This window comes from Pseudooceanicola algae (assembly GCF_003590145.2).
In the GTDB taxonomy this organism is placed as follows: domain Bacteria; phylum Pseudomonadota; class Alphaproteobacteria; order Rhodobacterales; family Rhodobacteraceae; genus Pseudooceanicola; species Pseudooceanicola algae.
Genome location: NZ_CP060436.1, coordinates 3,448,415 through 3,461,149 on the forward strand (window position 1 = coordinate 3,448,415; position 12,735 = coordinate 3,461,149).

General features: G+C 62.6%; 11 protein-coding genes and 3 pseudogenes. 8 read left to right on the forward strand and 6 right to left on the reverse strand.

What is annotated here, in order from left to right; translation table 11 throughout:
* Nucleotides 1-4: 4 nt before the first annotated feature.
* Both PSAL_RS16120 and PSAL_RS16125 read right to left on the reverse strand, forming a co-directional pair.
* A pseudogene (locus PSAL_RS16120) lies at nt 5-252 on the reverse strand (transposase); the annotation flags it as partial.
* A 1-nt stretch (nt 253) separates the two neighbouring features.
* Nucleotides 254-574, reverse strand: a complete 321-nt coding sequence (locus PSAL_RS16125) for a hypothetical protein (RefSeq protein WP_196222739.1) — start codon at nt 572-574, stop codon at nt 254-256.
* A 204-nt stretch (nt 575-778) separates the two neighbouring features.
* Here PSAL_RS16125 and PSAL_RS16130 point away from each other — a divergent pair, with 204 nt between their 5' ends.
* From PSAL_RS16130 to PSAL_RS16165, 8 genes and pseudogenes are all read left to right on the forward strand, one after another.
* Nucleotides 779-2,038 carry an ABC transporter substrate-binding protein gene (locus PSAL_RS16130; RefSeq protein ID WP_119838437.1) on the forward strand — a complete coding sequence of 420 codons (1,260 nt, stop codon included), beginning with the start codon at nt 779-781 and terminating at the stop codon, nt 2,036-2,038.
* 89 nt (nt 2,039-2,127) lie between these two features.
* Nucleotides 2,128-2,997, forward strand: a complete 870-nt coding sequence (locus PSAL_RS16135; RefSeq protein ID WP_119838436.1) for a carbohydrate ABC transporter permease — start codon at nt 2,128-2,130, stop codon at nt 2,995-2,997.
* Complete coding sequence (locus PSAL_RS16140; protein ID WP_119838435.1) at nt 2,987-3,811, forward strand: carbohydrate ABC transporter permease; 825 nt, start codon at nt 2,987-2,989, stop codon at nt 3,809-3,811. Before PSAL_RS16135 ends, PSAL_RS16140 begins: the two co-directional genes overlap by 11 nt.
* A 35-nt stretch (nt 3,812-3,846) precedes the next feature.
* Entirely contained in the window at nt 3,847-4,614 is a 768-nt protein-coding gene (locus tag PSAL_RS16145; RefSeq protein ID WP_119838434.1) for a glycerophosphodiester phosphodiesterase family protein, read from the forward strand.
* The gene (locus tag PSAL_RS16150; protein WP_119838433.1) at nt 4,611-5,633 is read left to right on the forward strand and encodes an ABC transporter ATP-binding protein; all 1,023 of its coding nucleotides are present in this window, start codon (nt 4,611-4,613) and stop codon (nt 5,631-5,633) included. Before PSAL_RS16145 ends, PSAL_RS16150 begins: the two co-directional genes overlap by 4 nt.
* A 50-nt stretch (nt 5,634-5,683) precedes the next feature.
* Nucleotides 5,684-6,553 (forward strand): MurR/RpiR family transcriptional regulator, encoded by an 870-nt coding sequence (locus PSAL_RS16155; protein ID WP_119838432.1) that lies wholly within the window; start codon nt 5,684-5,686, stop codon nt 6,551-6,553.
* Nucleotides 6,554-6,930: 377 nt separating this feature from the next.
* A pseudogene (locus tag PSAL_RS16160) lies at nt 6,931-7,342 on the forward strand (transposase); the annotation flags it as partial.
* An 80-nt stretch (nt 7,343-7,422) separates the two neighbouring features.
* On the forward strand, nt 7,423-8,451 hold the full coding sequence (locus PSAL_RS16165; RefSeq protein ID WP_119837610.1) for an IS110 family RNA-guided transposase: 1,029 nt from the start codon (nt 7,423-7,425) through the stop codon (nt 8,449-8,451).
* Nucleotides 8,452-8,779: 328 nt separating this feature from the next.
* On the opposite strand, the pseudogene PSAL_RS16170 reads toward PSAL_RS16165, so the two are convergent.
* The 4 genes and pseudogenes from PSAL_RS16170 to PSAL_RS16185 form a co-directional block, all read right to left on the reverse strand.
* A pseudogene (locus PSAL_RS16170) lies at nt 8,780-9,133 on the reverse strand (transposase); the annotation flags it as partial.
* A 68-nt stretch (nt 9,134-9,201) separates the two neighbouring features.
* Nucleotides 9,202-10,353: a calcium:proton antiporter gene (locus tag PSAL_RS16175; protein ID WP_196941867.1), complete on the reverse strand. Its 1,152-nt coding sequence runs from the start codon at nt 10,351-10,353 to the stop codon at nt 9,202-9,204.
* Between the two features lie 28 nt (nt 10,354-10,381).
* Entirely contained in the window at nt 10,382-12,199 is a 1,818-nt protein-coding gene (locus PSAL_RS16180; protein ID WP_196222737.1) for a mechanosensitive ion channel family protein, read from the reverse strand.
* Nucleotides 12,154-12,705 (reverse strand): hypothetical protein, encoded by a 552-nt coding sequence (locus PSAL_RS16185; protein WP_147407609.1) that lies wholly within the window; start codon nt 12,703-12,705, stop codon nt 12,154-12,156. The genes PSAL_RS16180 and PSAL_RS16185 overlap by 46 nt, the downstream gene beginning before the upstream one ends.
* Nucleotides 12,706-12,735: the final 30 nt, after the last annotated feature.

The window sequence follows — 12,735 nt, forward strand, 5'->3', positions numbered from 1 at the left end:
AGACTCATTGATTCAGAGCCAGAAAAACGGTCGCGGCGAGCGCGATTGCTGAGAGGAATACGGTGAGGGATCTGTCGTAGCGAGTGGCAACCCGCCGCCAGTCCTCAGGCGTCCGAACATGATCTCGATCCGGTTGCGCCTCTTGTATCTCCGCTTGTCGCATTTGATCGGTTTGTCGCGCGTCCTACGTCCCGGGATGCAGGGCTTGATCCCCTTTCCTGTCAATGCCTCACGGAACCAGTCCGCATCATAGTTATTGTACCTGTGCGGTCGAAAACCCAGCCAATCTGGAGTAGCCGTTGACGATGGCATCTCGCGCCTCGAAGGGCAGGATACCCCCAAGATCATTGAACTTTTGGCCTGGAAGATCGGCAATGCGCGCCTCGACCTCGTCGATCACCCGCTTGGGCCCGCCAGAGCGGGTGCCCGCGACAATCTCGTTCACCGGGCGCAACCGCTCGGCCTCATAGGCTTGCATCCGATGTTCGTCTCGCAATTGCGATGTTGCACCGCTGCCAATATGACGCTGCGGGACGGAAAAAAGTCCGGCGAACCGGCTTTCGGAGAACTGCAATTTTCATTGCAGGTACGGGGGGTTCGCCATCATCGCCGCTGCAATAACAACCCGCCGGGTAACGACCATCCAGTCCTCGCGGCCCCCGGAAAACGGCGTAACCGTCAAGAAAACTTAACATATCGTTGGGTTTTGCGTCACACACCGCGTCTATCCCGACCACCGATACAACGTGCAACCTGAATTGCAAAAAAGGTGGTCCTCATGGACAGAAAACTTATCCGTATCGCCGTGCTGGGCCTTGCTGGCCTGCTTGGCTCGACCTCTCTTGCGGCTGCAGAGGTCTCCGTCGAATTCTGGCACAGCTTCAGCGGCTCGTCCGGCGACGCGCTGACCGAGATCATCGCCAACTTCGAAGAAGCCAACCCCGGCATCACCATCGAAGCCGAACATGTCGGCAACTACAACGACATCGTTGCCCGCCTGCAGGCCGCCATCCCCGCTGGCCGTGGCCCCGATGCCGTGATCATGGAAGTCACCCGCTACGGCCTGTTCGCCGACCGTGGCGTGCTGATGGACCTGACCGATTACCTTGAAGCCGATCCGCTGAAGGACGAACTGTTCGACTTCGCCCGCGAGGTCGGCGTCTACGAGGGCAAGAACTATATCGTGCCCTTCAACAGCTCGACCCCGGTGACCTATGTCAACAAGGACATCTTCGAGCGGGCCGGTCTTTCGGAAGACACGCCGCTGACCACCTATGACGAGATCCTTGGCGCCGCACAGCAGATCCAGAACGAACTGGGCGACGAAGGCATCTACGGCATCGCGGCGCCCGGGCAGTTTGCGCGCTGGGGCCTGATCATGGACAACGACAGCGACCTGATCGACAGCGTGTCGGGCGAGATCCTGATCGATGCGCCGAACACCATCGAGGCCTATGAATGGATGGCATCGCTGGTGCATGACCACGGCGTCGCTTCGGCCGACAACGTCACCGAAGAAAACACCGGCCGGGACGCGTTCTTCGCGGGCAATGTCGGGATCATGATGAACTCGACAGGAAACTACCGCCAGTCCAAAGCATCGCTGGGCGATGACCTGATGGTGCGCCCGCTGCCCTGCAACAAGGTCTGCGCCGCACCAATCGGCGGCGCAGGCATCGGCATCCTGTCCACGGCGGAGGCCGAGGTGCAGGACGCGGCCTACCAGTTCATCAGCTTCGCGGCTTCGGCGGAATCGAACGCGATCTGGTTTGCCGGCACCGGCTACATGCCGATCAACCGCAACACCGCCGACCAACCGCTGGCCGCCGAAACGCTTGAAAACGAGCCTGGCATCCGCGTGTCGATCGAACAGCTCGAGGTCGCCCGTGGCCGCCCGCGTCCGCCGGTCGTGACGTGGATGCGCGCCACCGAGTACGGCATGTGGCAGGCGATGGCCCTTGGCCAGCGTGACGTCGAAGAGACGCTAGTCGACTTCGCCGACCGGACCCGCAACGAAGCGGGCCGCCTGGGCCAGTAGGCCGCCCGAACCATCCGCAGGGGGCCCCGAACCCGGGGCCCCTTGTCTGTCCGGTCCCGTGGACCCGCGCCCAAGGCACATTTCCCGACATGCTTCGCAAACTGACCCCTTACCTGTTCGTGCTGCCGCTTCTCGGCTTCATGGCGGTCTTCACCTACATCCCGATCCTGCAAAGCGTGAACCTGTCGTTCCGCGTGTGGGATTTCATGTCGCCGACCAAGCCCTGGGTGGGGCTCGACAACTATCGGCTGCTGCTGACCTCGCGCGATTTCTGGAACTCGCTGAAGATCACCGCGGTCTTTGCGCTGATCTCGGTGCCGCTGCGGCTGGCGCTGGCACTGGCGGTGGCATCCTTCCTGATCCGCGAGACGGCGGTGTCGCGCATCACGCGCGGCGCGATCTTCCTGCCCGCCGTCACCTCGACCGTGTCGATCGCGGTGGTGTTCAGCTGGGTGTTCTCGACCGATTACGGCGCGATCAACGGCTTCCTGCAGATGCTGGGCTTCGACAAGGTATCATGGATGCAGGACCCGCAACTGGCACTGTACGTGATCATCTTCGTGAACACGTGGAAGCAGCTGGGCTACGACGTGATCATCTACACAGCCGGGCTGCAGGCGATTTCCATGGAATACTACGACGCGGCGGCGGTGGACGGCGGGGGCCGGTTCCATGTGTTCCGGCGCGTGACCTTCCCGCTGGTGATGCCGACCACGTATTTCCTGCTGGTGATCTCGGTGATCGACGCATTCCAGGTGTTCACCATCGTCGACGTGATGACGCGCGGCGGGCCCGCGGGCGCCACCGACATGATCGTCAACATGCTGTACCGCGTCGGCTTTACCCTGTTCGACATCGGCACCGGGTCCGCGCTGGCCGTGCTGCTGTTCATTTTCCTGATCGCGCTGGCCCTGGTGAAGGCCCGCGTGATCGGCCGGAGGGTCCACTATGACTCGTGAAACGTCCGCCCGCGCCCTCTGGATCATCAACGGCCTCACGTTGCTGGCCGCCGTCATCTTCCTGTCGCCGGTGCTGTATTCCATCTGGATGAGCTTCCAGACATCGGATGCCTATTACTCCGGCGGGGTCGACTTCACCCTACGCAACTACGATGTGGCGATCGGACAGTACAACTTCGCCCGCTACCTGCTGAACTCGGTGATCGTGTCGGGCATCGTGACGCTGCTGGGCATCTCGTTCGCCACGATGGCCGCCTTCGCCTTTGCCCGGTTCGAATTTCGGGGTGGCAACCTGATGTTCGGTGCGGTGGTGGCGACGCTGATGATCCCCAGCCACATCACGCTGATCCCGAACTACCTGACGCTGGCGCGGGCCGGGATGCTGGACAGCTACGCGGGCCTGATCCTGCCGGCGATCTCGTCGGGCTTCGCCGCCTTCTTCCTGCGCCAGTACATCCGCGGGATCCCCCGCGCGCTGGACGAGGCGGCCTACATGGATGGCGCGACCCCACTGAAAGTGCTGTGGCGGGTGATCGTGCCGATCTCGAAGCCGGCGATCTTCTCGATGGGGCTGCAGTTGTTCATTGCCGAGTGGAACAACTACATCTGGCCGCTGGTCGCGATCAGCAAAAGCGACCTTTTCACCCTGCAAATCGGGTTGGCGCGGCTGTACCGTGTGAATCCGGGCGAGGACGTAATCGACTGGCCGCTGGTAATGGCGGCGTCGACGATCACCATCCTGCCGGTCCTGCTGGGCTTCGTCCTTGTCGAACGCCACCTCGTGCGCGGCATCACGATGGGGGCGGTGAAATGACCACGGCCCCGGAACACCAAAAAGAAGACACCGCAATGACGCATCTTTCCCCTTTCACCCGTATCGCCTCGCACCGGGGCGGCACGCTGGAATTCGGCGACAGCACGCCGCGCGGCTTCCGCACCACCGCTGCGATGCCCGTGGACGAGGTCGAGTTCGACGTCCATCCCACCGCCGACGGCGCGATCATGGTACACCATGATGCCACGCTGGATCGCACCACCGACGGCACGGGCGCGATCCGAGATCTGCCCGAGGCAGCGGTGCGCTCAGTCGTCATCGACTATTCCGGCGGGCAGCACCCGATCTCGCTGGCCGAGCTGTGCGATATCTACAAGGATAGCCAGGTCACCCTGCGCTGCGAGTTCAAGCCGGGACCGGGCGGCCTGGCCTATGCCGATTTCGCCCACCGCGTCGTGGCCGAGATCGAACGCTGCGGGATGCTTGCGAAAACCGGCTTCACCTCGTTCCTCGTGCCCACACTGGACGAACTGCGTGATGTCACCGACCGGCCTTTGCTTTGGCTGGTCAGCCCGCCGGTCCTGACCCAGCTTGGCGCGCGCGCCGTGGCGGACCTGGCGAAGGCGCATGGCATCCCCGAGATCGGCGTCAACGTCGACACCGCCACGGAAACACTGCGCGATCACATACGTGGCGAGGGGCTGGAATTCGGCTGCTGGGCCGCCCACAGCGCGGCGCAGATCGACCATGCCCTGCGGCTGGGCGCCAAGGTGTTCACAACCGACCGCCCCAGCCTTGCCATCGCCCGCCGCGACGCGTTCCACCAGGAGACGACAGCATGAGTTCGATCACCCTTCGCGACATCCGCAAGACCTATGCCAATGGCCCTCGGGTCCTGCATGGTGTCGACCTCGACATCGGCGACGGCGAATTCGTCGTCATCGTCGGCCCCTCGGGCTGCGGCAAGTCGACCCTGCTGCGCCTGATTGCCGGGCTGGAACGCTGCGATGACGGCGAGATCGTCATCGACGGTCGCCGCGCGAACGCGCTTCCGCCGCAGGACCGCGACATCGCGATGATCTTCCAGAACTACGCGCTGTACCCGCACATGTCAGTGCTGGAAAACATCGCCTTCGGGCTGGAACTGCGCAAGGTCCCCCGCAAGACGCGCGAGGCCCGCGCCCGCGCGGTGGCCGAGACGCTTCAACTGACGCCCTACCTGGACCGCAAGCCCGGCGCGCTGTCCGGCGGCCAGCGGCAGCGGGTGGCGATGGGCCGCGCCATGGCGCGCGAGACCTCGACCTTCCTGATGGACGAGCCGTTGTCGAACCTGGACAACGCCCTGCGCAACACGATGCGGACCGAGATCAAGACAATCCATCAGCAACTGGGTGCCACCATCGTCTTCGTGACCCACGACCAGACAGAGGCGCTTTCGCTTGCCGACCGGATCGCGGTGATGAAGGACGGCTACCTGCAGCAGTTCGACACACCGGCGGCGATCTACGACCGTCCCGCGAACCGCTTTGTTGCGTCCTTCCTGGGAACGCCGAAGATGAACTTCGTCACCGCCGAAGCGGTCACGGGCTGGACGGGTCGGCGCGGAGTCGAGGTGGGCCTGCGCCCCGACACGTTGAGGCTGCACCGCAAGAAACCGGGCGTCGCGTCGATCGAGGCCCGGCTGGCCCTGACGGAAATGACCGGATCAGAGGTCGTGCTGCACTGCCAGACCCAGTCGGGAGCCATGTCCGCCATCGCCCACCGCGGGCAGGACCTGCCCGCGCCGGGTGACCGGATCTGGCTGGAATACGACGTGGCCGCCGCACACCTTTTCGACATGCAAAGCGGCGCGCGCGTCTGACGCCGTGCGCCGCTGGACTATGCGGCCCGATCAAGAGACCATAAATCCCCATGCAAAGCGACGACACAACGTTCCTCGGCGACCTCATCACCCGCCACTCGGACCAGTTGACCGAGGCGGACACCCGTATCCTTGACGTGATGGTCCGCGACCCGATCCGCGCGGCGATGGAAAACGGCAAGGAGGTCAGCTTTCGCGCGGGGGTGCATCCCGCCTCGGCGGTGCGGCTGGCGCGGCGATTGGGGTTCAAGGGCTACCCGGAGTTCCGGGCCTTCCTTCAGCAGCGGCTGGTCGAGGGCAAGGGCGAGTTCGAGGACCCCACCGCCCGCATCGCCGCCCGGCTGGCCAAGGCGGGGGAAGGCGGGCTTTTGGCCTCGGTTCTGGACAGCGAGATCACCGCGTTGCAAACCCTGCGCGCCAGCGTGACCGATGCCGACATCCGCGGCTTTTCCGAGGCGCTGCTGGGCGCGCGGCGGATCTTCCTGTTCGGGCAAAGCCACGCTGCCACGCTTTGCCACCTTGTCGCGCTGCGCTTGCGCCGGTCGGGCTATGACGCGGTCGACCTGTCGCTGATGCAGCACCAGTGGCTGGAACAGGTCGCAGGCATGACCGGCGACGACGTGCTGTGGCTGATCAACTTCCGCAAACTGCCGGCGGCGGTTGCGCGGATCATGCAGGTCGCCGCCACGCGCGGCGCGACGACCCTGGCGCTGACCGACAAACGGGGCGCCGCGCTGGACCCGTCCCCCGACCGGCATATCGCGGTGTCGCGCGGCGATGCAGGCGAGTCGCAAAGCCTTGTGGTGCCGATGACGGTGGCAAACACGGTGATCCTCGACCTGGCGACCATCGACGACGGCCGCACGATGCGCGCGCTGGCCGAGTTCAGCGACATGCGCGAGCGATTGGCGCCTTACTGATCGGCGGTTTCGCGGCCGGACAGTTCAACGATATTGCGGTTTTCAAGCGCAAGCGCCGCGATTTACAGGAATACGGATACCCGCCCCGCGACAGCAGTCAGCCTCGCTGCGACGCACCAAAAGCTGCCGTTTTGACACAGAGTGTCGGACAATTTCGGCCCTTGGCGGACTTTCGTCATGGCCACCGATTGCTGCAACCACAGCCCACCTTGCGGTCACTCGCCGCGCCTCCGAATTTCGCCCAAGGCTCAAGGGCTGCAGTTCAGCCACTGAACTCGGGCTCACTTCAATTGCCGTGATTTTGCAGGTAGCGAGGCTCTGTCGCATAAACCCCATGAGGGATTCATCTCGTGACTCCAGCATGGTAGATGGGATGCATGAGCAGACCTACACCCCCAACCTACAAGACCAGAAACTGACGGGCCTATAACGAAGCGCTCAGGCGCCGTGGCTCGCTCACAATCCATTGCCCGGCAGTCGCCGCTTGCAGTTATGAGAGGGTGGTTTGATCCTGAGATGACTTGGGTGGCGGCGCCAACGGGTCGGCGTGGCCACCAGCCGACCTACAGCGATGCCGCCATCCAGACATGCCTTGCCATGAAAGTGCTGTTCGGCATGGCGTTGAGGCAGGCGACGGGGGGCGTCGAAAGCCCGCTGCGCCTGGTTGGCCTGTACTGGGCGGCGCCCGACCTCGGCACACTATCACGCTGTCAGAAAACGCTGGCCGTGAACGTCCCCTATCGGGGCTTCAATGGCCCGCTGCACCTTCTTCTGATCGATAGTACTGGTAGGCTTTGATGATGTAACCGCCCCCCGACGACATCTGTGTGCCAAGGTGTGTCTGCGAGGATCCACAAAGAGGAGCGGTCATGTCGGAGATTATCACGGTCGGACTCGATCTGGCAAAGAATGTGTTTCAAGTCCATGGAGCGGACGGCGCGGGTCGTGCAGTGCTGCGTAAGAAGCTGAGGCGAATGCAGGTGTTGGCGTTCTTCAGCCAGCTGCCGCCTTGCGTTGTCGCGATGGAAGCATGCGGCGGCGCTCACTTCTGGGCGCGCGAGATCGGCAAATTGGGGCATGACGTTCGGCTCATCCCACCGGCCTACGTCAAGCCCTACGTCAAACGCCAGAAGAATGATGCGGCAGATGCCGAAGCAATCTGTGAAGCGGCTGTGCGTCCGACAATGCGCTTCGTTCCGGTCAAGAGCGAAGAGGTTCAGGGTGCGGCGATGGTTTTCCGCGTGCGGGAATTGCTGATCCGGCAGCGGACACAGGCGATCAACGCTCTGCGCGGTCATCTGACAGAATTCGGCCAGATTGTGCCGCAAGGGGCGGCCAACGCCTCGAAGCTGATCGCCATCGTCGAGGACCCGGACAGCGGCATACACGCCGATGCCATTGCCACTTTGAAGGTGCTGGTTCTGGCACTCGCTCACCTCGAGGCGGAGATCGGGAAACTGAACGCAGAGATTGCCCGCCGGGCCAAAGAGAATGACGTGGCCCGACGACTGATGACGATCCCAGGCATTGGGCCCCTGATTGCCACGGCCATCGCAGTGCTGGCGCCACCGCCTGAGACCTTCCGCAAAGCACGAGACTTTGCGGCGTGGCTTGGTCTGGTGCCGCGACAGCATTCGACCGGGGGCAAGCAGCGGCTCGGGGCCACGACCAGGATGGGTGAGCGATCCCTGAGACGGTTGCTCATCATCGGGGCCAACAGCGTCATCATCAAGCGGCATGTCCATGCTACGGCCAAGCCCGGCACTTGGCTGGGCGGGATGCTGACGCGCAAGCCACCGATGCTGGTGCGGGTGGCGCTCGCAAATAAAATGGCGCGGATCGTCTGGGCCCTAATGGCCCGAGGTGGCGTCTACAAAGCTCCGGCCGCGGCGGCGTAAGCCCGCTGTAGGTCGCGAGGACGTCGGAGCGGAAGGAGCAGTTTGGCGCAATCGTCGTGAGACGGGATCGGGAGAACCAGTGTGCAACAGAGTGCCTTCGAGCACGCGGCTTTGATCTGGACCCGACCCTCGAACACCATACGGGCCCGCGGCATGTGTGACGCCGCATCGTGAGGCCGGATACATGTCAGCACCCGATGACGCGCTAAAATCAGCTCTGGAAATATCTCTTGCGCAAGGGGCGGTTATACATGTTGCACAAAGCACTTGCTGACCGGAGTGCCCCTTTTCCCCGGACGCAGTTATCCGATAGTTTTCGCGACGGGCAGTCCGGAACGGGACAGGCCAGTTCCGCGAGTCGCAGCAGACTGGCGACCATCCCGGCGGTCTGTCTGCGCGGCAGCTTGAACAGCACTTTGATCCCCTCTCGGGACATTGCTTCGCAATGCCCTGCCGGGCCGTGGACAGGCAGAATTGGATAGCCGTATTCGAGAACACCGGCGGGCGCCCAGGGCGGCCCTCATCCGGCGCGTGCAAGGCCATCTCCTTGTCCAGCCACCCTGTCACACATGCAAGCATGTGCTGCCGGGCAATGGATCAGCAAAGACCCGCGTTTGCGGAGCGCAGCGTTATAGGCGGACCAATTCGTCGTGCGGTAGCGGGCGGGTTTGGGCTTGCTCATGTCATTCGTCCAACCGCATGGATCCGTGATGTGAATCCTCCGCCGCGAGAGTTCTGCAACAATGCCCATCACGACTGAAATAGCAACAGGATGAAGGCCATGAACAGGAGCAGGTGGACCGCGCCTTGCATTAGGTTTGTCCGCTTGCTTGAGAAGGTGATGATGCTGGTGGCCAGCATCGTGACCAGAAGCAGCATCTGTGTCGGTGGAAGGCCGAGGTTCAGTTCCAGACCGAGGATGCTTGCAACGACAAGCATGACGGGCACGGTCAGACCTATGGTGGCCAGGACAGACCCGAGGAAGATGTTGATGGAGCGCTGGAGGCGGTTGGAGAGCGCCGATTTGACGCCGCCAACCGCTTCAGGCGTGGCGACCAGGACGGCCATGAGCACGCCGCCCAATGCCTGTGGCGCATGCAGGGTCTCGATCACGTAATCGATCGGGTGCGCCAACTGCTCCACTAGGTAGACCACCGGGACAATGTAAACGAGCAGCAAAAGTATGTGGCGAATCATGGACGGTTGGTCGTGCGATGTACCATGCTCACCGCTTTCCCCATTGTCTTCCGGCGTCGAAAAGTACGCCCGGTGGCGGCCGGTCTGGAGCGCAAGAAACACCACGAAGAGGCCCGCCGACATCGCGCCAACCATCACCTTCTGCATGGTCGAAAGGGTCGGCCCGGCGGTCGTGTTGGTGACGTCCGGCAGGATCAGCGTGAAGACCGCTAGCGGGACGATGACGCCAAGGTAGGCATTCGCGCCCTGCAGGTTGTACTCCTGCTCCTTGTACCGGAGCGCGCCGACCAAAAGCGCGGTGCCAATCATCCCACCGAGTACGATCATGACGACGGAGAAGAGCGTGTCACGAACGAGATCGGGATTGCTTTCACCGTGCATCATCACGGCGGTGATGCTGCAGACCTCGATCCCAGTGATCGAAAGCGTCAGGACAAGGGTGCCGAACGGCTCGCCTAGGCGCTCTGCTATGGCCTCTGCATGACGCACGACCCCCATTGCCGTGCCCATGACCACGAAGAAGAGCCCGGAGAGAAGCCCGACGAGGCCGAGGGGCACATGTACCAGCGGCAAGATGGCCTCGCCGAAGAAGACGAAGACCAGAACGGTCGCAAGGGTGACGGCCAGAAACCACTCCTGTGCCCAGGGACTGCGCCGGACTTTCTTCAAGGAGCTGGATGAGGGCGGCGTCTGCGTGGCTGACAAGGGGGTCTCCTCAGGGGCTGCGATAGGCTCAGCTTGGCGCGGCCTCACGGTCGTTCCGCAGGACGTTGCGCGTCTTTAGCATGTCAATCAGCGCGAGCAGAAGCTTTTGCCGCATGTCGAGGAAATCCGTCCAGTCCGCAATTAGGGACTGCGCCTGTATTTCCAGTTTCAGGGCATCCTCGGGCATTTCGCGCACCAGCACGCGAACGCTGTCCTGCTGAATGCGATGATCCTCGCGGAGTTTCGCGGCCACCTCGTTGATCGTTTTGATCACCTGCGATCCATCGGCATCAGGCCACACGTCGAATTCGAATTGAAGCTGGTTGCCGTCGCGCCTTGAGAAGTTGGTGATCGACATCTCGGCAAAATCGGAATTCTGCACGGTGATCAGGGTCCGGTCGACCGCCCGGATCTTTGTCGAGCGCAAACCGATCGCTTCCACGGTGCCCTGGACCCCGCCAAACTTGCACATTTCACCGACTGCGACGGGTCGGTCCGCATAGAGGATCAATCCGCCGATGAAGTTCTCGAGGGTGGGGCGGACGGCGAGTGCCAGTGCCAGGCCACCAACCCCCAGGCTGGCGACCACCCCGTAGAGAGGCATACCCAGCCGCGTGGCGACCGTGGCCAGAATGAAGGCGGCCAAGATGATCCCCACCACACGTATCGCCAGCCTCAGCAGGCTAGCGTCCAGACCTTCGCGCCGGTCGCCGGGCAAGGTATGCACCATCCGCGCCAAGCCGTAAAAGACGAGCACGACCAGAGCGGCCAGCGTCGCCCCCTGCAGGACGAGCACCGTCACCTCGATCGCGGCCTGCAGCTCGCCGGTCGTATTGATGATCTCGTCATTCAGCCAGCCATAGATCCCCAGAAGAAGCGCCACGACCAGAAGCACGATAGCGCGGGGCACATGCGAGCCCTGTGTCGAACGCCCGAAGACCCGCACGAGGAGGGTCGCGCTTGTCCCGAGAAGGAGAACTGTAAGGACGCCAAAGGCCATCCACTGCCAGGCTGCCTGTCCCCCGTAATCCCGCAGGAACGCGGGCGGCAGGCGTGTCAGATAGCTGTAGAGTTCGATGGGGGCCGAAAGCCCCGGGCCGAGGGTGAATGTCCTGTAAAAGTCGATCTCGCTGCCGGTCTTCTGAGGCAGGTCACGCACACGAGCATAGAACTCCGGCAAACGCTCGACGGTGTCCGACGAAAACTTGTAGCGTAGGGTTCCGTTTGCATCCGGCAAGCCGACCATGCGGATCTCGGTGCCCGGAAGGCTCCAACTCGGCTGGTCCTTGTTGGGCGCGACTTCGCCGCTCAGCGGCGCCTGAGAGATGTCGGGCACATCAATGCGCTCCAATATCTCTTTCAGAAGCAGAACGGCATTCAACCCCATAGACCGACGGCTTTCAGGCGCGACGGAGGACAGATCCAGAGTCTGAGTCGCCGCCACCAGTTCGCTCATGCCCTTGGCCTTGAGCGCCTTGACCTCTGCCGTGTCAAAAAAGGCGTTGTTGTTCGAGGCGACATCGATTGCCTCCAGAATAGTGTCGACCGCGTTTTGCGAAAGGGTCTGAAAACTGCCGAACGTGGCGCGTGGGCTGTTGAGCGGGAGCGGTGCCAAGGGCGAACTGGTCAGGGGGGACGGCATATCGGCTTCCGCTTCCATCTGTGCCGATTGAGCATTCGCGAAACCCGCGCCGCACATTCCCATCATTGTCACAAGAAGAAGCTGGCAGAACCACTGGCTCAGAGATCGGGGGAAAAAACGGGTCCGCGATAATGCATTCATTTTAAGCTCTTTCTGAATCAATCGCGCGCGATCGAGTTTAAAGTATCCGCGAGGAAGGTCCAAAGTGCAGTGCCTTTCAAGTATGAATACGCGCCGGTCGTTTCCGGGAAAATGGTGTGGAACCCTGAGTCGCTGACGGTCGCGATCAAAGGGCTTTGTATTTCTGACCTGCCACGGGATTTTTCCTTCACTGTCGATTGGAGTCCAGCCCAAACAGCTGTCCGGTGCCACTTACCTCGTTTGCCGAACCGGCCGGCAAGGGAAAGGGCGATGCCTTGTTCGAGCCGGCAGATGAGCGCCCACCTAGGTTTGCAGGACTCTGAATTCCGGACTGGACCAATAGCCGAACGCTCAAGGGTGGCGGGGCCACCGATGATCTCTACGGGCTCCTCGCCACCGAGCCGAATGCGGAAATCGCCGAGATCCACTCCAAGGCCACGCCCGTGATCCTCACGGATCCGTCGGACCGGGAGACCTGGATGACAGCGGGCTGGGCAGTGGCGCAGGTGTTGCAGCGACGGCTGGCCGAAGGGAATTTTTACGGGATCCTTGAGTTCGGCGGTGTCCATCACCGTCTGTATCCAGCTCGGCCGGCGGCG